Origin of the sequence: Acinetobacter sp. ANC 4805, assembly GCF_022549495.1 — a bacterium.
Classification (GTDB): Bacteria; Pseudomonadota; Gammaproteobacteria; order Pseudomonadales; family Moraxellaceae; genus Acinetobacter.
The window spans coordinates 17,054-38,547 of the sequence record NZ_JAKZGD010000001.1 but is presented as its reverse complement, the minus strand read 5'-3'; the positions used below and the strand labels follow the sequence as shown (position 1 = coordinate 38,547).

20 protein-coding genes are annotated in these 21,494 nt (G+C 41.5%); 11 read left to right on the top strand and 9 right to left on the bottom strand.

Features of this window, described 5'->3' with window-relative positions; genetic code table 11:
- Nucleotides 1-72: 72 nt before the first annotated feature.
- The gene (gene ampC, locus MMP60_RS00175; RefSeq protein WP_241334444.1) at nt 73-1,239 is read right to left on the bottom strand and encodes a class C beta-lactamase; all 1,167 of its coding nucleotides are present in this window, start codon (nt 1,237-1,239) and stop codon (nt 73-75) included.
- 155 nt (nt 1,240-1,394) lie between these two features.
- Entirely contained in the window at nt 1,395-1,847 is a 453-nt protein-coding gene (locus MMP60_RS00170; RefSeq protein ID WP_241334443.1) for a YcgN family cysteine cluster protein, read from the bottom strand.
- 187 nt (nt 1,848-2,034) lie between these two features.
- On the opposite strand from MMP60_RS00170, the gene MMP60_RS00165 reads away from it, so the two are divergent.
- The 8 genes from MMP60_RS00165 to MMP60_RS00130 all read left to right on the top strand — a co-directional run bounded on the left by MMP60_RS00165 (nt 2,035) and on the right by MMP60_RS00130 (nt 7,874).
- On the top strand, nt 2,035-2,193 hold the full coding sequence (locus MMP60_RS00165; RefSeq protein WP_241334442.1) for a DUF1328 domain-containing protein: 159 nt from the start codon (nt 2,035-2,037) through the stop codon (nt 2,191-2,193).
- Between the two features lie 159 nt (nt 2,194-2,352).
- On the top strand, nt 2,353-3,090 hold the full coding sequence (locus MMP60_RS00160; RefSeq protein ID WP_241334441.1) for a dienelactone hydrolase family protein: 738 nt from the start codon (nt 2,353-2,355) through the stop codon (nt 3,088-3,090).
- 248 nt (nt 3,091-3,338) lie between these two features.
- On the top strand, nt 3,339-4,385 hold the full coding sequence (mutY, locus tag MMP60_RS00155) for an A/G-specific adenine glycosylase (RefSeq protein ID WP_241334440.1): 1,047 nt from the start codon (nt 3,339-3,341) through the stop codon (nt 4,383-4,385).
- Nucleotides 4,386-4,415: 30 nt separating this feature from the next.
- Nucleotides 4,416-4,952, top strand: a complete 537-nt coding sequence (locus MMP60_RS00150) for a M23 family metallopeptidase (RefSeq protein WP_241334439.1) — start codon at nt 4,416-4,418, stop codon at nt 4,950-4,952.
- Between the two features lie 9 nt (nt 4,953-4,961).
- Nucleotides 4,962-5,207: a hypothetical protein gene (locus MMP60_RS00145; protein WP_241334438.1), complete on the top strand. Its 246-nt coding sequence runs from the start codon at nt 4,962-4,964 to the stop codon at nt 5,205-5,207.
- 118 nt (nt 5,208-5,325) lie between these two features.
- A complete protein-coding gene (locus tag MMP60_RS00140; RefSeq protein ID WP_241334437.1) occupies nt 5,326-6,168 on the top strand; it encodes a hypothetical protein in 843 nt (280 codons plus the stop codon).
- 91 nt (nt 6,169-6,259) lie between these two features.
- Nucleotides 6,260-6,814, top strand: coding sequence for a DNA-3-methyladenine glycosylase I (locus MMP60_RS00135; protein WP_241334436.1), 555 nt, complete (start codon nt 6,260-6,262; stop codon nt 6,812-6,814).
- Between the two features lie 34 nt (nt 6,815-6,848).
- Nucleotides 6,849-7,874 carry an NAD(P)-dependent alcohol dehydrogenase gene (locus tag MMP60_RS00130; protein WP_241334435.1) on the top strand — a complete coding sequence of 342 codons (1,026 nt, stop codon included), beginning with the start codon at nt 6,849-6,851 and terminating at the stop codon, nt 7,872-7,874.
- On the opposite strand, the gene MMP60_RS00125 is transcribed toward MMP60_RS00130, so the two are convergent.
- Nucleotides 7,855-9,285, bottom strand: coding sequence for a PLP-dependent aminotransferase family protein (locus tag MMP60_RS00125; RefSeq protein ID WP_241334434.1), 1,431 nt, complete (start codon nt 9,283-9,285; stop codon nt 7,855-7,857). The genes MMP60_RS00130 and MMP60_RS00125 overlap by 20 nt on opposite strands.
- 90 nt (nt 9,286-9,375) lie before the next feature.
- On the opposite strand from MMP60_RS00125, the gene MMP60_RS00115 reads away from it, so the two are divergent.
- On the top strand, nt 9,376-9,768 hold the full coding sequence (locus tag MMP60_RS00115; RefSeq protein WP_241334433.1) for a hypothetical protein: 393 nt from the start codon (nt 9,376-9,378) through the stop codon (nt 9,766-9,768).
- A 295-nt stretch (nt 9,769-10,063) separates the two neighbouring features.
- Complete coding sequence (locus MMP60_RS00110; protein ID WP_241334432.1) at nt 10,064-12,904, top strand: ImpA family metalloprotease; 2,841 nt, start codon at nt 10,064-10,066, stop codon at nt 12,902-12,904.
- A gap of 64 nt (nt 12,905-12,968) precedes the next feature.
- Here the strand turns inward: MMP60_RS00110 and MMP60_RS00105 are convergent, their stop codons facing one another.
- The 6 genes from MMP60_RS00105 to MMP60_RS00080 form a co-directional block, all read right to left on the bottom strand.
- Complete coding sequence (locus tag MMP60_RS00105; RefSeq protein ID WP_241334431.1) at nt 12,969-13,616, bottom strand: START domain-containing protein; 648 nt, start codon at nt 13,614-13,616, stop codon at nt 12,969-12,971.
- A gap of 92 nt (nt 13,617-13,708) precedes the next feature.
- Nucleotides 13,709-14,530 carry a 4-hydroxy-tetrahydrodipicolinate reductase gene (gene dapB, locus MMP60_RS00100; protein WP_241334430.1) on the bottom strand — a complete coding sequence of 274 codons (822 nt, stop codon included), beginning with the start codon at nt 14,528-14,530 and terminating at the stop codon, nt 13,709-13,711.
- A 113-nt stretch (nt 14,531-14,643) separates the two neighbouring features.
- Complete coding sequence (gene dnaJ / locus MMP60_RS00095; protein WP_241334429.1) at nt 14,644-15,759, bottom strand: molecular chaperone DnaJ; 1,116 nt, start codon at nt 15,757-15,759, stop codon at nt 14,644-14,646.
- Nucleotides 15,760-15,904: 145 nt separating this feature from the next.
- Complete coding sequence (locus MMP60_RS00090) at nt 15,905-16,282, bottom strand: hypothetical protein (RefSeq protein WP_241334428.1); 378 nt, start codon at nt 16,280-16,282, stop codon at nt 15,905-15,907.
- A 132-nt stretch (nt 16,283-16,414) separates the two neighbouring features.
- Nucleotides 16,415-19,543, bottom strand: a complete 3,129-nt coding sequence (locus MMP60_RS00085; RefSeq protein WP_241334427.1) for an efflux RND transporter permease subunit — start codon at nt 19,541-19,543, stop codon at nt 16,415-16,417.
- A gap of 2 nt (nt 19,544-19,545) precedes the next feature.
- Nucleotides 19,546-20,646 (bottom strand): efflux RND transporter periplasmic adaptor subunit, encoded by a 1,101-nt coding sequence (locus MMP60_RS00080; protein ID WP_241334426.1) that lies wholly within the window; start codon nt 20,644-20,646, stop codon nt 19,546-19,548.
- 152 nt (nt 20,647-20,798) lie between these two features.
- Between MMP60_RS00080 and MMP60_RS00075 the strand changes: the two genes are divergently transcribed.
- Nucleotides 20,799-21,422: a TetR/AcrR family transcriptional regulator gene (locus MMP60_RS00075; RefSeq protein WP_241334425.1), complete on the top strand. Its 624-nt coding sequence runs from the start codon at nt 20,799-20,801 to the stop codon at nt 21,420-21,422.
- Nucleotides 21,423-21,494 lie beyond the last annotated feature (72 nt).

Sequence of the window (21,494 nt, the reverse complement as noted above, 5' to 3'; positions counted from 1 at the left end):
TTTATGCTGTTTTATCCTAGTCTATTGTGTCTGACTCAAATCTACAATTTGAATCTGCAATCACGCGACATTCTATTGCGCAGTGTTCGCCTGAAGTAACTGCTGCATAACATGATAGCTTGCAGTAATACGAGCTTCATTCGGAAAATTAGTATTAGCGAGCATCACAATCCCAATTTCTTGCTGTGGAATAAATGCCGCATAAGCACCAAAGCCATTACTTGAACCTGTTTTATTAAACAATGTTGCTGCTGAAGCCCGCTTTGGTTGTTTGATCGGTGTGGCAGCATGACTTTCTAAAGCCATCTTGCTTGAATTGCCTTGTAATAAGGTCTCTAACTGAACAGGATAGGCATATTGCTCCCAACCTAAACCTTGGGTCATCGCACCGACTTTAAAATACCCCACATGCGTTGCCTCAATCGCTGTTTGTAGCGGCTGTTTTAATTTTTGTGGGTAAATTTGAGCATCTAAAAATTTCAACATATCGGAACTACTGCTTTTCACGCCATACGCTTCAGCATCCAACATCCCCGCAGCAACGCGAATGGGTTGATCATTTTTATATCCCCATGCATATTGCGGCATCTGCTGCTCAGGCACATGAATAAAACTCTGTGTCAAACCAAGTTGTGGAAACAGCGTTTTCTCAAGCAATTCTGTATATGGCTTTTTCATGGCGAGTGCCGTGACATAACCCATCAAACCAATACTTGGGTTGGAATATTGACGAGCTGCGCCGACTTTAGTTTTCGGCTGCCAAGTCTGAAAATATTGAACCATATCCTGCTGACTAATAACTTCATCTGGAAATTGCAGTGGAAAACCACCTGCGGTATACGTACCTAAATTCAAGATTGTGGCTTTATTCACTGCGGTATTTTTTAACTCAGGGAAATACTTAGCGGGATGATCAGACAATGATAACTGCCTTTGTGCCTGTGCATAGCCTGCCAAAGTAGCATTAAAGGTCTTACTCACCGAGCCAAGTTCAAATAAGGTCTTATTACTCATCGGTTGATTGCTTTGCTTGGAAGCAACACCATAATTTACAAAGTAATGCTGCCCTTTCAATGTTACCGCAACCGCTAATCCAGGAATCTTATATTGATCTAATAATGGTTTAAATTGCTGATCAACAATCTCTTTGACTTGCTGCTCACTGAGCGGCTGCGCCCAAACCGAAGAATAACAAGATAAAAGCCCTACGGTTAAGAACAGCATTCTTGATGCGATCATGTCTATTTCCCAAACTCATTTAACTCAAACAACCAGAGAGCCCGCCGAAACAATGCCTGCCTCTCGATGCTCATCCTATCGGGGGAATAGAAAAATTACTGTAAAAGTATTGTTTTTATTATTGAAAAACGCTGATCAATAAAGAGAAATCCATCTTATCGTATCCAACGTACGACATAATCTTCAATATCTTCGTCATTGATGTCTTGTTCTGAAATACAGCGTCCTGCTGCTGATTTTTTCGCTTTAATCAAACTTTGACGCGAACCTGTGTTTAGGTAATGCCAAGAAGGTAGATTTTTACCTTCATTCAACCGACGATAAGCACAACTGGGCGGTAACCATGTAATTGTTTGCAATCGTTCAGGGGTCAGTTGAATACAATCCGCAACCTGCTGTTGGCGATTGACGTAATCTGAACAACGTGCCGTTTTACAATCCAATAATTTACATGCCACCTTGGTATACGCAACTTCAGCCGTCTCATCATCTTCAAGTTTGACCAAGCAACATAAGCCACACCCATCACACAATGCTTCCCACTCAGCACTATTTAACTGCTCAAGCGGATATTGTTTCCAAAAGTTGGGACGTAACTCGGTAGACATAGCAAACTTTTTAGGCTTTAGAATTCGTATTTATTATAGCATTTATTCTTAAACAACCTGATTATTGAGTGAATTAGGCGATTAACAATTCTTAAATGATTGAACATTTCCACCACAGAAACACCACATTGAGCTCAGAAAACACACGCTATAGTAAATAAATAACGATAAATTGGGAGAACGTATTATGTTCCGCTGGGTTATTATTTTTGCAGTGATTGCATTAATCGCCAGTTTATTAGGTTTTGGTGGTGTTGCAGGTTTTTCCAAAGACTTTGCCGTCATTTTACTCGTGATTTCTGCCATTCTCGCTGTGGTCGGCTTTTTATCTCGTGCTAAAGTTTAAATTTGATTCATTGATAAAAAAGAAGAATGCCTTATTCTTCTTTTTTATTGATAAACATTAACTTAAAAGAATTTTTAAATTTATTTATTCATCTTATCATCAATTTAATTTTTATGTTTTAATCAAAACATTGTAAAAATATAGATCAGGATTTTAAACATGAGCTTCCCGATTACCACGCGTGAAATTGAATATACCTCGCCAGATGGTCAACGTTTAATTGGTTATTTTGCAGCACCAGCGATAGATATGCCTGTTGCAGGTGTTGTTGTTGCACCTGAATGGTGGGGACGTACCGAATACACCGAACAACGTGCACGTGAGCTTGCAGAACATGGTTTTGCTGCCCTCGCCATTGATATGTATGGCGACAAGAAAGTGACATCTGATATCCCTCAAGCATCTGCATGGATGATGCAAACCTTTGACCATGTAGACACGGTTGTGAATCGCGCTCAAGCAGGCTTAGATGCTTTAAAAGCCCAATCAGAGGTCAATACTGAAAAATTGGCAGCAATTGGTTTTTGTTATGGCGGTAAAGTTGTTCTTGATCTAGCACGTTCTGGTGCAGACCTAAAAGCAGTCGTCACATTTCATGCCAATTTAAGCCCGAAAGCACCTGCCGAGAGAGGCAAGGTTCAGGCTGAAATCCTCGTCTTACATGGCGAACTCGACAGTATGGTTTCTTTGGATGATGTCGCAAGCTTCCGCCAAGAAATGCATGGTGCTGGAGTTGAACATGAAGTCATCATTTTTGAAGATGCAAAACATGGCTTTAGTAACCCACTCGCAGATGAACGTGCCAAAGCCAATAATGTTGACTTAGGCTATAACGCAGAAGCTGAACGCCAAGGGCTTGCGGCGATGTATGAGCTATTAGATAAGCATTTAAAGTGATTTAAAAAAACTATCTCTAAAAACCCTATAAATACGGAATTGAGCGAATATATAGTTTGTTTAAATCCTAGACAATTTCTACGAGTGCAAAGGCGACATGGATACTGCCTTTGTACCAAAAATATTTAACTAGCGTTCAAATAAAATCGTTTACTGTATCTCTATCAGGTATTTTTGAAAGACAGATAACATCCTATCAATCCCTGATTTCCGCTATACTACGCCTCTGCTTTTGACTGTTCTGATTCATGTCTGATTTCTCATTTTCTGATGCACTACTCACATGGTTCGACCAAAACGGTCGTCATGACTTACCGTGGCAAGTTGCAGATGATCCCTACAAAGTTTGGGTCTCAGAAATCATGCTGCAACAGACCCAAGTCAAAACGGTACTGCAATATTTTGATCGCTTTATCGAACGATTTCCGACTGTAAATGACTTAGGTCAAGCCAGTTGGGATGACGTTGCCCCTTATTGGGCAGGACTAGGTTATTACGCAAGAGCCAGAAATTTACACAAAGCCGCAGCGCTTGTTTATCAACAAGGTCAATTTCCAGAGACCTTAGAACAATGGATTGAATTACCAGGCATTGGTCGTTCAACTGCGGGTGCGCTGATGTCTCTTGGCTTACGTCAGTATGGCGTGATTATGGATGGCAATGTAAAACGGGTTTTAGCCCGTTTCCTTGCGATAGAAGATGATCTCTCTAAACCGCAGCATGAGCGCGCTTTATGGCAGATTGCAGAACAACTGTGTCCTAAAGAACGTAACCATGATTACACCCAAGCGATTATGGATTTAGGGGCAACCGTCTGTACCCCTAAAAAACCTTTATGCTTATATTGCCCGATGCAACAACACTGTCAGGCGTATCAACAAGGTTTGGAACAAGAGTTACCCTTTAAAAAAGCCAAAAAACCTGTTCCTGTTAGAACGGCGGATGTACTCCTGATTCAGTCAGGTCATGAATGGCTGTGGCAACAACGTGAAGCGCATGGGTTGTGGGGTGGATTGTATTGCCTACCGATCATTGAACAAGCAACCGAATTACAACAGATTGAACAGCAATTTAAACTGCAAGCTCAAGTATCATCATTACAGATTAGCCATAGTTTTACCCACTTTACGTGGATATTACATGAACAACTGTTCCACGTGGAACATGATCAAAAAGAGCAAATCAGTATCGAACTGAATGGCATATGGCTCAGTCCAGAAGCAGCGATTGCCAAGGGCATTCCAACTGCCATGAAAAAATTGATAACTGCAAAACAAAAGACTGGATCATCTTAATATTCTCAATCAAGATCACAAGGAGTGAGTGTGCGCCATTCAATTTCATCTAGCCTGCTTGGTATCTTGATTATTCTACTTTCTGCATGTAGCACAACACCTAAAAAACCAACAAACTTACCGAATACTCAAATCGACAAGCTTAAAAATTTACGTTTAGATAACCGTCTTCCTGTACCAGTCAAAGGTATCAATCACAATGAATTACGTGATACTTGGGGTGCTGCACGCAGCCAAGGGCGTAACCATGAAGGCATTGATATCATGGCAGAGCGTGGGACGAAAGTGTATAGTGCTACCGAAGGGCTCGTGGCTGATTTACGCAATAATAATTTAGGTGGCAAAATCATTTGGATTATTGGACCTGCTGGTTCTTGGCACTACTATGCACATCTAGATGATCATAAACGTGGTCTCAATGTTGGTGATTATGTTCGTAAAGGTGACCTGATTGGCTATGTAGGCAATACAGGCAATGCACGCGCGACCGCCCCACATTTACATTACGGCATTTATTTAAATGGCAAAGGGCGTGGAGCAGTCAACCCATACCCATATTTACGTTAGGAACACACGATGTCAGAAGCATTGATTGAACGACTGGTTATATTTGCAGAGTCTGGAAATCAGCAAAAAATCATCCTCAATGGTACGAGCTATCAAGGCTGGATTATGGAAATTACCGAAGATGCTTTGTTGATTAGCACAGGTTTTGCGGATAAATCGGGTAAAGACTTTTGGCTTAAATTTACTGATTTAAATACGGCTGAACTGTATTATTGGGATACTCGCCCAAATGAATGGGTGGCATTTAAACTGTAATTTAATAAAATACTGTATGCATTCAGCCTACTTGTTGGGAAACAATATTTCTCATGGACTTAATCAAAGATATATAAAAACAAGCTAACGTAGAGTTAGTTACGTTTAAAGGTGAGTTATGAATTTACAGATGGACATTTCATTTGTATGTGAATGTGGTGAGCATGTAGAAGACATAGTTTATGTACAAGACCCTGACTTTTCAGCTGAAAAAAATAAGGATAGTCAAACAGACTCTTGGCAGGAGGTATATTGTGCTTCTTGTGACAAGGAATATATAGTTCAAGTTACTAATACTTTTTATCATGCAATGGCATCAATAGATTGTGGAGATGTGAATTTAAGCTTCGGGACTCCATATTATCCTGAAAATGAAACAGATGAACTTTATTGGTATATTGACAATAAAACTCAACATGAAATTCTGCTAAATCACCTAAAAAGTGTCCGCGTTCTACTAGAAATTGACGTTCCAGTCGATACTCTGTTTAGTCTATGGGTTATGCTTCATGGGCATGTCGTATCAGCAATTGAAGGTTATTTAGCAGGAACTTTTATTCATAAAGTTACAAACTCCGAAAAGCTGATAAGAAAGCTAGTTGAAACAGACCCAGAGTTTTCAAAGAGAACTTTTTCTCTTAAAGAAATTTTCGAAAAGCAATCTGGCTTAAAAGTCACAGTGGCAACTTACCTTAAAGATCTAATATTCCATGACCTTAAGAAAGTAAAACCCATGTTTAAAGATGTCCTTGAACATGATTTTGGTGACATCTCTTGGCTGTTTAAAGATGTCATAAAACGTCATGACTGTGTACACAGAGCAGGTTATGATAAAGATGGTGAAGCTATTGAAGTATCTAAAGAGTCTATATTGGATCTTCTAGAAAAAGTAAAGGTTTTAGCTGATTCAGTTGAAATGACTATAAACAATCTAGATGAGCCTAATGATCCTCCCTTTTGAACAGAGCAAATCACAGAAACACTTTAAATGTGCCATGATCTAAAACCCAAATGAGATAATGACTTTTAAATAAGAATAAGGAGCATCAAATATGACAACTCAACGCTGTGGCTGGTGCTCTAACGATCCCCTCTACATTGCTTACCATGACCAAGAATGGGGTAAGGCAGAACATGATGAGTCTCGCTTATTTGAGATGCTTTGTCTCGAAGGTCAACAAGCAGGCTTATCATGGATTACGGTGCTAAAAAAACGTGAGCATTACCGTTCACACTTCTTTCAATATCCAATTACAGACATCGCTGCGTTCACCGATGATCAACTTGAATACAAACTCAGTGATGCAGGATTAATTCGGCATTTAGGTAAACTTAAAGCGATTCGAGACAATGCGATTGCATGGCAGCAACTCAAAAATGAAGTGGGTGATGTATCTCACTGGCTATGGAGCTTCGTTGACCATCAAACACCAAACCATGATGTAATTCATTATCGTGATGCACCTGCTCAAACGGACATCAGCCAAAACCTATCCAAAATTTTAAAAAAACGCGGTTTTAAATTTGTAGGCCCCACGACTTGCTATGCGTTTATGCAAGCCGTAGGCATGGTCAATGATCATGAAAATCACTGCCATTTTAAATAATACCAATTCATGTTCCTTTAAAAGGAGTTCCCGAATGAGCAATAATCAAATTCGTGCTTATGCTGCAATGCAAGCAGGCGAACAACTCGTCCCTTACCAATTTGATGCAGGTGTATTACAGCCACATCAGGTTGAAGTTAAAGTTGAATACTGCGGTCTATGTCACTCAGATCTGTCCGTCATCAATAATGAGTGGCGCTCATCAGTTTATCCTGCGGTTGCTGGGCATGAGATTATTGGCACAATTATCGCACTCGGCTCAGAAGCCAAAGGACTTAAACTGGGTCAACGTGTTGGGATTGGTTGGACTGCCGAGACCTGCCAAGCCTGTGATCCGTGCATTGGTGGTGATCAAGTGTTATGTACGGGTGGCAGTGTTGCGACCATTGTGGGGCATGCAGGTGGTTTTGCAGAAAAAGTACGTGCAGGTTGGCAATGGGTAATTCCTTTACCTGAGGATTTAGACCCTGAAAGCGCAGGGCCATTACTTTGTGGTGGTATTACGGTATTTGACCCCTTACTCAAACACCAAATCCAAGCGACACATCATGTTGGTGTGATTGGAATAGGTGGCTTAGGGCATATTGCCATTAAGTTACTTAAAGCTTGGGGTTGTGAAATTACTGCATTCAGTTCCAATCCTGAAAAAACCGAAGAGCTGAAAGCAATGGGTGCTGATCATGTGGTGAATAGCCGTGATGCTCAGGCGATTAAAGCTCAACGTGGTAAATTCGATTTATTGCTAAGTACCGTAAACGTGACCTTAAATTGGCAAGCTTTTTTGAGTACCCTTGCACCAAACGGTTCATTACATTTTCTTGGTCTCACTTTGGAACCTGTTCCTGTTTCAGTCGGCTCACTCATTGACGGTGCAAAATCAGTGACAGGCTCTCCAACAGGTTCTCCTTTGGCACTGCGTCAGCTTCTACAATTTGCAGCACGCAAGAATATTGCGCCACAAATTGAGTTATTTCCAATGTCTCAACTCAACGAAGCGATTGAACGATTACATTCAGGGCAAGCACGTTATCGCATCGTACTCAAAGCCGACTTTGACTAAGGTAAGATTCTCTCACCCAATCCGCCAACTGTTGAATCGCTTGGCGGATTTCAGATGTTAAAGCATGTCCTGCATTCAAACGAATAAAATGCTGATAACGTAGGTCTTCACCAAAGACCTCTCCAGGCACGATATTAATCCCTTGGCTGTGTGCAAAATAATACAACGCTAAGCCAGTCATATTTTCTGGAAGCTGCATCCATAATGCATAGCCACCTTGTGATTGACTCAAAGCAATCGGAATACCGTTAAATACTTCCAAAATATACGCACGATATTGCTCCACTTGTTGCATTAACTTGGGTCTCAAACCCTCTAAATGCTCACGATAACCACGACTATAAATAAAATCGGCTAAGCCCAACTGTAAAGGTGTATTCACCCCAATATTATTTGCCAACAATTGTGGACGTAAATGTTGCAACTGCTGCCCTAAGCAAAACCAACCAACACGGTAAGCACTGGATAATGATTTGGAGACTGACCCACACCAAATCACATAGCCTTGTTGATCCCAATAACGAATTGGCAAAGGGCGTTCTTTTTGAAAACTACATTCGCCATAAATATCATCTTCTAAAATAAAACACTGGTATTGCTGTGCAAGTTGAGCAATTTTTTGCTTTTGTTGGTGGCTCAAACAATAACCCAATGGATTTTGAAAATTGGCAGTGAGTAAACACAGCTTGGCACTGCCCTGTTTCATAAAAAACTCTAGGCGTTCGAGATCAATACCACGATGATCGGCTGGAATCTCGATAATCTTACGTTTAAGGCTTGCCAACATTTGCAACTGACCATTAAAGGTTGGTGTTGGAATTAAAATGCTATCCCCTTCTTGACTCATCTGTTGAATCAACAAAGATAAGGCCGGCATACAACCATTGCTAATAAAAATATCGTCTGTGGCGACATAAATCCCATCTTCACGCCAATGGTCTGATAATGCTTTGCGTAACTGCTCATGCCCCTGCCTATTACAGTACAAAAAATCTTCAGGCTGACAATGCTTCAGCGCTCGTTGCAAGGAACGGCGTAGTCCATCAACAGGAATCAAGTGAGGAGAAAGTTGAATCGCACCTAAAGGGGTTAAGTGATTTTGAATCGAGGCGGTTTGAATTTGATTCTGCAAATCCAAGTTTGAAACTTGTCGAGCTTTAGACTCAAAGCTTGGACTGTCAGGGACAGCACTTTGATATTGTCGTGAACTAACAAAATAGCCTGATTTTGCTTTCACATAGATCAAGCCTTTTGCTTCTAATAATTCATAACACTGTTGTGCAGTACTCAAGCTAACACACTGCTGACGAGCAAATTCTCTTAAAGAACTTAACTTCTGTTGGGGTTGTAACTCATGTTGATAAATTCTTTGTGCCAACTGTTCGGCTAAACGCTGATATTGAAAAGTCATTTCTGTACTGCTTTTTTATAAATTTCTGTGTCTGTATTGGTTTATACAACACCGTTAAGCTATAAAAATCAACAATGAAAGGATAAGAGCATGAAAAATAATATCTTATTTATAATGAGCATCTGTTTATTAATAGGCTGCAAAGCTCAAAACCCAGCAGCGCAACAGCAGCAAGAGGTCTGTAAAACCTTATCACATGGCTATTTAAAAATACAAAATCAAGATGAGTATCAGTTTTGGCGATTAGAAAAGATTGTCACTCAGGCACAGCAAAATACTCTAAAACTGACCTATAAGCAGCCGACTGAAAATGGAGTAATGATGTCCAGTTTACTGCTACCGACCGTTGAATTTTTATGTACTCAACAGCAACAGCATATTGCACTTTCAATTGTACAGCCAACAGGACAACCTATGCAGGTGCTTGAGCTTGCTCAAGCACCTATGGGCAAACCCAGTAAAATCAATTACATGATCAAATAATATGCGTTAGGGTTGTGGCATACCGTTGGGCTTGAAATCGTATAGATGAACAAACATCGCCCATCGGCTTTTCACAATTTATTTCGCTTCTCATATCAGCACACCATGCAAATATCAGCTTGTTCGAATTGTACTTAGATCACATAAAACTATTATTCTGCAAAACAATATGTATAAAAATTCAATATAATCGTATAGTTAGTTAAAAAATATGACCGTTTGGTCTTATAATCTCTCAGAGCATATGTACAACAACATGCCAGTCTGCTCGTTGTTATTTTAATCTTGGGGAATTATGGTGACAGAACACACGTTGGTCTTACGCAACACAATCTTGGCACTTTCTTTGACACTGGGGCTAACTGCTTGTGGTGGTGGCAGCAATGACAGTACAAACCAAAGTACCACAACAAAACCTGAAACAACGCAACCTGATAACTCAGTCAATGCGCGTATCAATGAAGCTTTACGTACAGGCAGTACAGCGAACCTCACAGCACAAGATACGCCTACACTGTTAAAATGGGCATTGGCTAAGGCAGAGGCACAACGTGACTGGCAAAAAAATCTGCTTACCGCTCTCTATTCCAATACCAACAATCAAGCCATACAACCTGTTTTACAAGTACCTAGTAACGTTTCTTTAAATCTGTATCCGACTGATCTCAGTCAAAGCATACCCTTCGCTATGGGGGACGTCGTCTGTGAAGATGCCTTGAGTCTGCAAGCAGGTAAAGGCTGTGGTTTAGGCGTTATTAGTCGAATTGATCAAAGTCGGGTATTGGCTTATGGTCAGGAAATGTTTAATAAAATACTGGAAAATAATAGCGATTATATACAGTTTAGCGAAGTGATGAACAACAGCTTGCGTTGGCTCATTACAGGTGATGCGCATCAATCCTTGGCTGGAAAATCCTTAACCATTAGTGCAAGAGGCACATCGGCAGTACAGGCTAAAAATTATTTGGAAAAACAACTTGGTGCAACGGTTCGTGACACAAACTGTAATGTACTAGACCCTGCTAATAGCTGTTGGCAAGCGTTGGATGTGATTGTTCTTGGGCAAGGTATCGAAACAGAAAAATTTGATCAATCTCTCATCGAAAAATACATGGCAGCAGGCAAACCAATTTATTTCCAAGCTTCAACTTGGCAAACTCAAACCAATAGCCAAAAAGTACTCAATGCGTTAAAACTTCAAGTCAATCATAATTTTTTCCGCAACAAAAATACGCTGCTCATCGCTAAAACCGCAACTCTAGAAGAGCGTTGGCAACGAATTAACCAAATTGAAGACAGCATTCAGGTCCTACAATATCTGATTGACCCAAGCACCACGACTTTGGGGGAACTGAACAATAATAACCCACTGATTAAGAGCATTTTAAACCAATCTAATCTCTTACAATTGCTTAATGCTCAGGGTCTATCTGCCTTTAGTACACAGAATAAAAATGAGCTCCTCAAGGCTCTCGTGCTGATTGCCGATTTATGGCGACCAACCGTCAATTATACGGGTTTGAAAAAAACCAGTGATGCAACCACCTTTATGCATACCTATGCATCTGATGCTTGGGTCGATTATAACCGCACCAATACTCGTGCATCGAACTATGGCGCTGGGGATTATATGCCTACAGCAGCACAGAATATGCCTGTCAGCAGTGATTGGGAAACCATTACCGTGACAATTCCACAAGGTAGTGGTATGACGAGTATTGGTCGTGCCAGTATCCCAGCCAAGGCTGTACAAATTCAAATTGTCGATGCACAAGCAGCCGATCTTTCGATACAAACTAGTTATTTACGCACTTGGGGCAGCCCATTTGATGATGCAGGTTATAAACGCCCATTGCGTCCAAACAGCTATCCTGTCAAATTATTGCCGCAACAGGATAATGCCTTTATTAGTCCATTTGGCGGCCCTTTGATGCTGAATTATCGCAATGCCACAGCAGGCAGTGTCATCACCTTGAAAATCAAGGGCAGTGCCAAATACGCACATTACGACTTTACCCAAGAAATGAGCAGTGCCGAAAAAAATGCGGCAACTCAAGTGCTGCAAAGCAAAACCTTTGGTTGGAATACCTTTAAATTTGTCGGTGGTGAAATTCAACAAACCAATGCCTATGCCCTCAATGCAATTGGCAATTTAAGTCCAGACGAATATATTAGTCGAATTAAAGCCGTGATTTACGACAGTAACCATATTGCCAATGGTTATAACAATATGCCGCTAGATAACAGTACTCAACAGGCTTGTCGTGCTTTGAATTGGGATTGCACCAGTGCTCTGCATCGTGCGCCAAACGTACAGCATTTTGTTGGCTGGATTGCAACCTGCGGCTTCTTATGTTCGGGTAACCCATCCGATGGCTCTACAGGAATCGATATTGGCTGGGGTTGGGCACACGAATTGGGACACAATACCGTTCAAGCTGTGCTCACCATGACCTTCCCATCTAGCGAAAATGGCAATACGATTGGTTGCGGTGTAGAGTGTAACAATAATATTTTGGCAGGCTTAAGTATGCTGCGTAAATATGAAATTTATGCTTTAGATAATAATGGCAATAACTTTAATCATTCGGAATTGTATAACTACATCAAAAGCAACCGTGATACAGGTTTGGCTGGTGAAGCACTCCGTATCGATATGGAAAAACGCTTATGGCAAGGCAATGATAATGCCAAACAGGCATTTCATCTGCAACTGGCGCACAACTATACCAAATTGCATCAGGGCAAGGCTCAACCCGACGCACAAGGGGTATTGGAGTTTATTCGTTTACTCAATATTTCACAGCGTTTATACAATCAGATTGATCTGAGCAAAGCCTCTACCGCAGAGAAAAATCAGTTAGGTCTGGGTGCATTTAGAAGCAAAAACTTGAGTCGTCCTGATCTGGTCTACGTGTTGAGCTCAAAAATTATGGGCTATGACTTAAAAGATATTTTTCAGTTCTATGGTTTATCTGTCACAGATACCGCACGAGCGTCGATTGCAATGCTGAACTTACCGACGGCCCCCCTCACGTTCTATGCACAACCTGTAAATCGGTCTAACCATTTAAATGAAGGCACTTGGTTAACCTTGCCTGTAACAGGCTCCGTTCCAAATTATCCTTATAAATAACAAATGACAACACAAAGCGGCTTTTAGTGCATAAAAGCCGCTTTCTTATAATCAATCAATCTGTTTATTTCAAAATATCAGGCAACTTAGGTTGAGCATACAAAGGATTGTATATCTCTTTCTTCATCTTCATCAGCATTTGATAGGGTTGTTGCTGTACAAACATATTCACAAAACTGAGTGGAATCGAACCTGCTGGATCAGCGTAGCCACTGGTCATAACTTTGACTCTATTATTGGCGAGCCGTTGAAATGTCCAATCACCCGTATACTGAGTTAGACGAATCACATCAGGCTGTTCAGGATAACTATTCTTCACTGTACTATTTTTAATACTAATACTACCATCTGCATTTTTAATCATTTTACCTTTAATCACCACATCTCGGTCTTTTAAAGGAAACGGAAAATCCAACAACATATATAGGGTAAATTCGCCTTTCTTTTCATCACGAGACAACAGTTGTGCTTTCGCAACATAAGGTACCCATTGTGGCGTACGTTCAACATCCAGTACCACAGCAACAGCGCGTTCTAATGGCACATCAAAAGTGGTTTCTGCTTTATATTGAAAAACAGGATTATTTTCTGTTTGGTAAGTCCAAACTTTAATATTATTACGATGTAAACTCAGTTTAGGTGCTTCTGCGGCACTAGTAGCCAAGCTGGTCGCACTTAACAGTGCAGCAAGAACAATATGCTTTTTATTCATGTCATGCTCAATTGTTTTAGTCATTGTGAGAGCTTGTTTGAACAGCATCTTGTTTAGATGCCCAACAAGCTCTTTCATCGAAAAAAGAAAGATTAAACTTCAATCTCGTTAAAGCCAAGAACATCTTTCATATCATATTTACGTGCTTCACGACCAACAACCCATGCAGCCGCACGAACAGCGCCTGAAGCAAAATTCATACGATTGGTGGCTTTATGAGTGACTTCAACACGTTCCCCTTCACCAATAAACATTACTGTATGCTCACCCACGATATCACCACCACGAATGGTTTCAAAACCGATCGTTTGACGATCACGTGGACCGGTATAGCCTTCACGTCCATATACCGCAACTTCTTTCAAATTACGACCTAGAGTATCTGCAATCGCCTCACCCATCATAAATGCTGTACCTGATGGCGCATCAACTTTATGGCGGTGGTGTGCTTCGATGATTTCAATATCCACAGTATCACCAAAGACTTTTGCAGCCAGTTCCAATAACTTGATTGAAACGTTTACACCGACTGAATAATTTGCAGCATAGACAACGGGTGTTTGAGTTGCTGTTTCATCGAGGAATGCTTTTTGTTCATCATTCATGCCTGTGGTACCAATCACCATTGCCACACCCGCTTCTCGGCATAACTTCAAGTGCTGTTCAGTGGCAACAGGGGCAGTAAAATCAATGACCACATCACAGTCTTTTAACACTTCATTTAAACTGCCAACAACCTTAACCCCAAGACTTCCCACACCTGCAAGCTCACCCGCATCGGCACCCACTAAGCTACTTTCAGGACGTTCAACTGCTGCTGCAAGTTGATAGCCTGCTTGTTGTACCGCTTGAATCAGAATACGCCCCATGCGTCCGCCTGCACCCAAGATCCCAATGCGTGGAGAAGTTGACATAATTTTTCCCAGTCTTTTATTTAAACAATCTCGCTACTATAGCAAAACTCTGTGCATACGCTAAAAAATTCCCATAAAAAAACCTGCCGAAGCAGGTTTTTTCTCAGCATCAATTAATCGAATAGACGATCAAAAAATGATTTTTTCTTTGGCGATGAAGCATGACCATCACCATCAAAAGAAGCTTGTAGCTCTTTCAACAATTCACGCTGACGGCTGTTTAAATTGATAGGGGTTTCAACCACAATACGGCACAATAAATCACCGACCATACTGCTACGTACAGGGCGAACACCCTTACCACGTAAACGGAATAATTTACCTGTTTGTGTACCTTCAGGAATTTTTAAACTAACACGACCATCAAGGGTCGGAATTTCAATTTCTTTGCCTAAAGCAGCATCAGCAATGCTCACAGGCACATCCATATACAAGTCAGCGCCATCACGTTGGAAGACTTCGTGTTCACGAACCACGACTTCAACGTATAAATCACCTGCTTGACCATCACGAATCGCTTCACCTTTACCAGTTAAGCGTACTCGATCGCCATTATCCACGCCTGCTGGAATAGTGACTTCAAGCGTTTGTTGACGGTCTGCAACACCTGAACCATGACAAGTGTTACATGGATTCTTAATCATTTTGCCTTGACCACGGCAAGTACTACAGGTTTGCTGAACCGAGAAGAAACCTTGCTGCATACGCACTTGACCCGCACCATGACAGGTACGACAAGTTTCAACATCATTTGGATTCTTAGAACCTTTACCATCACAGGCATCACAAGGTGCCGGTGCAGTAAAAGTAATGGTCTTTTTTACACCTTTGACGGCTTCTTCAAGCGTCAATTCCATCACATAGCGAAGGTCTGAGCCACGGCGTTGACGTTGCTGTTGGCGACCACCGCCACCGAAAGCACCACCAAAAATATCGCCAAACTGACTGAAAATGTCTTCAGCGCTAAAACCACCGCCAAAGCCACCACCACCGCCGAAACCACCTTCAAAAGCACTATGACCAGCACGATCATACATACTGCGCTTTTCACCATCAGACAGGATTTCATAAGCTTCCGCAGCTTCTTTGAATTTATCTTCTGCTTCAGCATTGTCTGGGTTACGATCTGGATGATACTTCATCGCCAACTTACGATAGGCTTTTTTAATCTCATCATCACTTGCGGTTTTCGAAACGCCTAAAACCTCATAATAATCACGTTTAGCCATGGTTGGCGATGCTCCTCACGGAATTTATTTAAATCTAAAAAAACAAATAGGCTCTGCTGACTTCAGTAATAAAAAAGTCAACAGAGCCTTAATAAGGGCACTACTCTAAATTTACAAGGTCTCGCACAATAAAAAAGCGATAAAATTAGAATACCGCTTTATTTTTAAAATACTTAGCAAGACCTTTGAGCCATGCATTCAGTAAGAATAACCATGCGATTGCACTAAAAATTACACCTGCAACGGTCATGCCTGTTACCCATAATGCGCTGTCCCATGCAAAAAAGAACAACGGAATAAACCAGAGTGACGCAAAGCAAACGATCATGATAAATAACAGCACGTTACGCATGATCCAGAGGGCATGTGCATGAATCCATACTTCAGCATTATCCACAATCGCAACTTTTCGTGCTAATAGGTATGCAAACACTGCAAACACGATTGTAAATAATGCAAGAAACATGAACACATAAGAAATCGCCACGTAACGGCGATGCTGCTCAATATTGTCTTGCCCCATGCTCTATATCACCTCATTCACCGCATTTTGCCAAACTAGTTAAGCAATAAAATTCAATTATTTTTTGGTCTTCAAATATAGGTGCTACTATATTGAAATTTTCAATATTTCGCACCTTTATTCACAAAATAATTACGATAGCGGTGTTGCTTTCTTCACTCTAAACCACGCTGCATACAATGCAGGTAGGAAAAATAAGGTGAGTAAAGTCGCAACAATCAAACCACCCATAATCGCAACTGCCATTGGACCAAAGAAAATACTGCGTGATAATGGAATCATTGCCAGTACCGCAGCCAATGCCGTCAATACAATTGGGCGGAAACGGCGCATGGTTGCACCAATCACCGCATCCCACGGCGCATACCCTGCCTGAATATCTTGTTCAATTTGATCAATCAGAATCAGTGAGTTCCGCATAATCATCCCTGACAATGCAATCGTCCCAAGCATCGCCACGAAACCAAACGGTTTATTAAACAAGAGTAAGAATGCAACCACCCCGATTAAACCAAGTGGTGCTGTCAGCAGAACAATCGTTGCACGTGACATGCTACGTAATTGAATCATCAATAAGGTCATCACCACAGCCAAGAACAATGGCATACCGGCATTCACTGAATTTTGACCCTTTGCAGACTCTTCAACCGTACCCCCCACCTCAAGCAAATAGCCATTTGGTAAATCCGCACGTAAAGTTTGTATTTTATCTGCTAACTGCTGAACTACGGTTGCAGGCTGTAGATTGGTTCGAATATCGGCACGAACAGTAATCGTTGGTAGGCGGTTACGATGCCAAATCAAGCCTTCTTCAAAGCGTGATTCAATTTTTGCAATCTGTGCCAAAGGTACGGTTGTTCCTTTGGTGGTTGGCACAGCTAAGCTTGCCAAAGAAGCCACTTCTGCACGTTCAGTTTTATCACCACGTAGGCGAATCTCAATCAACTCACGTTTTTCACGATATTGATTCATCACTGAGCCTGTTACCGAAGCATTCAGAAAATTCGCTAAATCAACACTAGAAACACCCATTTGACGGGCACGGTCTTGGTCAATTTCAATCGCAATAATTTTACTTGGCTCACCCCAATCTAAATGAACATTGGTGGTATTTGGGTCTTCACTGAGGACTTTAGCCACTTTCTGCGCCCATTGACGTACTGTGCTTAAGTCTTCACCTGACACACGATACTGTAATGGATAACCAACAGGTGGGCCATTTTCAAGTAAGGACACACGGGTACGCACTTGTGGCAAGAGCTGCTTAATTTGCGTCTCTAAAGAACGGCGAATTTCATTACGATCATCTAAAGACGATGCCAACACTACAAATTGGGCAAAACTGGCTTGTGGAAGCTGTTGATCCAAAGGTAAGTAGAAACGTGGTGATCCTGTACCGACGTAGGCCACATAGTTATCAATCCCTTTTTGTTTCGCAAGAAATTGCTCAACCTTATGTACAGCCTGTTCAGTCGCAGCCAGTGATGCACCTTCTTCTAATTTTAAATCAACCAAAATTTCCGCACGGTTTGATGGTGGGAAAAATTGTTGTGGAACGAGTTTAAACATCGCCACTGACAACACAAATATGCCAACGGTCACTGCAATCACTGTCTTACGGTAGGTAATACAGACTTCAACAATACCACGAAAAGATTGATAAAATTTCGACTGATACGGGTCATGATGCTGACCATGTGCTTCCACGACAGGTTCAGGTTGCTTGCGTAATCTTGCCCATAAGCGTAAATACCATGCCGCTTTTTGATTTTGTTTGGTGAAATCAGGCAGTAACTTTTCGCCCAAATAAGGTCCGAATAAAACCGCAGCAATCCATGACACAAGCAATGCAATCGTGACCACTTGGAAAATAGAACGAGTATATTCACCTGTGCCTGATTGAGCTGTAGCAATTGGGAGGAAACCTGCTGCGGTAATCAGCGTTCCTGTCAACATTGGAAAAGCGGTAGTTTGCCATGCAAAGCCTGCGGCTTTCAGTCGACTGTAACCCTGCTCCATTTTAATCGCCATCATTTCAACGGCGATAATGGCATCATCAACCAACAAACCAAGTGCAAGAATTAATGCACCCAAAGAAATCTTGTGTAGCCCTACATCAAATAAGCTCATCCCTGCAAACGTCATCGCCAGTACCAACGGTATCGACAATGCAACGACCAGCCCTGTACGGAAACCAAGCGAGAAGAAACTCACCAGTAAAACGATAATCACCGCTTCAGCCAGAACTTTTAAAAATTCTTGAATACTGCGTTGCACCGCTACAGGCTGATCTGAAACCTTTTGCAGTTTCATGCCCAAAGGTAAGCTCTTTTGTAAGCTATTAAATTCAGTTTCTAGGTTTTTGCCCAGTGCAATGATGTCTCCACCTTTGCGCATCGACACCGCAATCCCAATGCCGTTCTCGCCCATGAAACGCATACGTGGCTGAGCAGGTTCACTGAAACCACGATAGACTTCGGCAACATCACCCAATTGAATGGTTTTATTCCCGACCAACAACGGCATTTTTTTCAGGTCATCGACACTATGTAAATGCCCACTGACACGAATTTGAATACGGTCAGTACCTGTTTCAAAGAAACCTGCACCTGCCATATCATTTTGCTTTTGAATCGCTTCCTGAATTGCAGTAACGGGTACACCGAGCTGAACAGCTTTAGTATTGGATAATTCAATCCAGATTTTCTGATCTTGCAGACCAACGAGATTGACTTTGCTGACATCTTTGACCCGTTGCAATTGTAGTTGCAAACGATCGGCATATTCTTTCATTACCGCATAGTCAAAATCTTTGCCCGTCAGGACATAAATATTCCCGAAGGTATCGCCAAATTCATCATTAAAAAATGGCCCTTGCACGCCACTTGGTAGCTGTGAACGTACATCATTGACCTTTTTACGGACGTTATACCAAATATCAGGAATCTGGCTCGATGGCAAACTATCTTTCGCAACAAAGGTCACCAACGACTCACCAGGGCGTGAATACGCCATGATGCGATCATACTGACCCGTGGTCATCAATTCTTTTTCAATACGATCGGTAACAAGTGTCGACACTTCTTTGGCTGTCGCACCCGGCCAATAGGTCTGCACCACCATCACTTTGAAAGTAAAGGGAGGATCTTCACTCTGTGAGAGCTTGGAATAAGACATAATTCCGACAATGCCGAGTAACAGCATAAAATACAGAACAATGCCCTTATTCTTCAGCGCCCATTCTGAAAGGTTAAATTTCATGCTTAACCTCCCGTTTTAACGGTGACTTCGCGATTATCACGATCTACAGGATGAATTTTTTGCTGGTCACGTAATAGATGCACACCACCGACCACGACCCAGTCTGAAGCTTTCAAACCTGAAAGGATCGGTACACTATCACGTCCATAAGTGCCCAACGTCACAGGGACTTTACGTAAGGTTTGATTGGCATTGACCACCCAAACATACGCTTGTTGATTATTGGCAGTGACACTGGATAAAGGCACACTCAATACATTATTTTCATTTGCGACAAAAAGTACTCGCGCACTTTGACCCAACTGAATGCTAGATTGCCCTTCCAATAATGAAACTTTAACCGTGAAGGTTCGAGATTGATCTGCGGCAGGTGACACTTCACGAACTTTCGCCGCAAAACGAGCGTCAGGCTGAGACCACAGCGTAACCCAAGCAGCTTGTCCCACTTTAATACTGCTAACGGCTTGCTCAGGTACGCCAAACACGACTTCTCGCTCGCCTTCAATTGCGAGTTGATAGGCAGGTTGCCCTGCTGCGATGACCTGCCCAACCTCTATTTGACGTTGTGTAATCACCCCATTCTTATTCGAAATAAGTTGGTTATAGCCCGTTTGATTTGAAGACACTTCATAATTAGAACGTGCTTGCTGTAAAGCTGCTTGCGCAGATTCATACTGATTTTTCACCACATCAAATTGTGAGCGACTCACCGCATTGACGGGTAATAACTGTTGATAACGCTGGTATTCTTCAGCTGCAATTTTTGCTGCGGCTTCAGCACTTTGCAATTGCGCTTTGGCAGCGTTCATTTGCAATTGTGCGTCTTTGACATCTAGTTTAGCCAGAACCTGTCCGACTTTGACCCGATCACCCACATCGACATAACGTTCGGTAATTTGCCCCCCGACACGAAATGCCAATGCAGTTTGTTGCTTGGCTTGAACATCGCCTGCATAACTTTTTTGATCGATATGATTCGTATTCGGCTGCGTCACCATGACATAAGGAATTTCCTCTGTCTTGGGAACCTCTTTTTGACATGCCGTTAAAGTGACACTGCTGAGTACGAGCAACCCCACAATTACATGATTTAGCAGATTCATCTCTGTTTCGCTCTTATTCAAATTGATTTTTTAAGGCACAATATGAACATTATGATAGATTGTTTATTTTTTAATTAATATACTCATGAGTACACTAATTAAAAAATAAATCTAGCATTCTGATTTTTAATTGAATTAAAGAGAATGGTAACGTGCAAATTCACAGTGGTCGTCCTAAAGATTTAGAAAAGAGAGCCAAGATTTTACAGGCTGCGAAATCTATTTTTTTAAAAATGGGCTACCACGCGACCAATATGAATCAAATTGCCAAAGCTGCTGGCGTCACTAAACTGACGGTCTATAACCACTTTCAAGATAAAGCCAACTTATTTATCTGCGCCATTGAAGAAAGCTGTGAAGAATCGATTCGAGCAAAACAATTTGAACTGACAGCTGAGTCCGATTTTAGGCAAGCGCTATATTTAATGTGTCATCGAGCCTTAAGCATTATTTATTTGCCTGAGGCGCTTAAATTAGACTGTCTCTTGTTTGAACTTGCCGCTGAACAAAGTCCACTTACACAACAATTTTTTGATGCGTCACATACGCGAATGTGTAATGTTTGGTGTGATTTTTTTGAGCAGGCGATCGCATTTAAATTCATTCAGGCAGATGAGCCACTTAAACTGACTGATCTCATCATGTCATTGATGCTAGGAATACGTCATCATAAAGTCTTGCTTGGTTTAGATCCTGTGCCCACAACAATTGAAATCGAACAGATGATTGAACAAGCAATGGAATTTTTTTTGCTTAAATATCAACCTAAAAATTAGATAAAATTCACATTTATTTACGTTCTCCACTTGGATTGTCTCTCAATCGCGCTATAGTCAAATGAGACCATG

Bases quoted from the DNA above. Each gene is read 5' to 3' on its own strand.
- MMP60_RS00125 (WP_241334434.1), bottom strand. From the start codon at position 9,285: ATGACTTTTCAATATCAGCGTTTAGCCGAACAGTTGGCACAAAGAATT.
- MMP60_RS00170 (WP_241334443.1), bottom strand. From the start codon at position 1,847: ATGTCTACCGAGTTACGTCCCAACTTTTGGAAACAATATCCGCTTGAG.
- MMP60_RS00080 (WP_241334426.1), bottom strand. From the start codon at position 20,646: ATGAATCTGCTAAATCATGTAATTGTGGGGTTGCTCGTACTCAGCAGT.
- MMP60_RS00160 (WP_241334441.1), top strand. From the start codon at position 2,353: ATGAGCTTCCCGATTACCACGCGTGAAATTGAATATACCTCGCCAGAT.
- MMP60_RS00135 (WP_241334436.1), top strand. From the start codon at position 6,260: ATGACAACTCAACGCTGTGGCTGGTGCTCTAACGATCCCCTCTACATT.
- dapB (WP_241334430.1), bottom strand. From the start codon at position 14,530: ATGTCAACTTCTCCACGCATTGGGATCTTGGGTGCAGGCGGACGCATG.
- MMP60_RS00090 (WP_241334428.1), bottom strand. From the start codon at position 16,282: ATGGGGCAAGACAATATTGAGCAGCATCGCCGTTACGTGGCGATTTCT.
- MMP60_RS00145 (WP_241334438.1), top strand. From the start codon at position 4,962: ATGTCAGAAGCATTGATTGAACGACTGGTTATATTTGCAGAGTCTGGA.
- MMP60_RS00165 (WP_241334442.1), top strand. From the start codon at position 2,035: ATGTTCCGCTGGGTTATTATTTTTGCAGTGATTGCATTAATCGCCAGT.
- mutY (WP_241334440.1), top strand. From the start codon at position 3,339: ATGTCTGATTTCTCATTTTCTGATGCACTACTCACATGGTTCGACCAA.
- ampC (WP_241334444.1), bottom strand. From the start codon at position 1,239: ATGATCGCATCAAGAATGCTGTTCTTAACCGTAGGGCTTTTATCTTGT.
- MMP60_RS00115 (WP_241334433.1), top strand. From the start codon at position 9,376: ATGAAAAATAATATCTTATTTATAATGAGCATCTGTTTATTAATAGGC.
- MMP60_RS00130 (WP_241334435.1), top strand. From the start codon at position 6,849: ATGAGCAATAATCAAATTCGTGCTTATGCTGCAATGCAAGCAGGCGAA.
- MMP60_RS00085 (WP_241334427.1), bottom strand. From the start codon at position 19,543: ATGAAATTTAACCTTTCAGAATGGGCGCTGAAGAATAAGGGCATTGTT.
- MMP60_RS00140 (WP_241334437.1), top strand. From the start codon at position 5,326: ATGAATTTACAGATGGACATTTCATTTGTATGTGAATGTGGTGAGCAT.
- dnaJ (WP_241334429.1), bottom strand. From the start codon at position 15,759: ATGGCTAAACGTGATTATTATGAGGTTTTAGGCGTTTCGAAAACCGCA.
- MMP60_RS00110 (WP_241334432.1), top strand. From the start codon at position 10,064: ATGGTGACAGAACACACGTTGGTCTTACGCAACACAATCTTGGCACTT.
- MMP60_RS00105 (WP_241334431.1), bottom strand. From the start codon at position 13,616: ATGAATAAAAAGCATATTGTTCTTGCTGCACTGTTAAGTGCGACCAGC.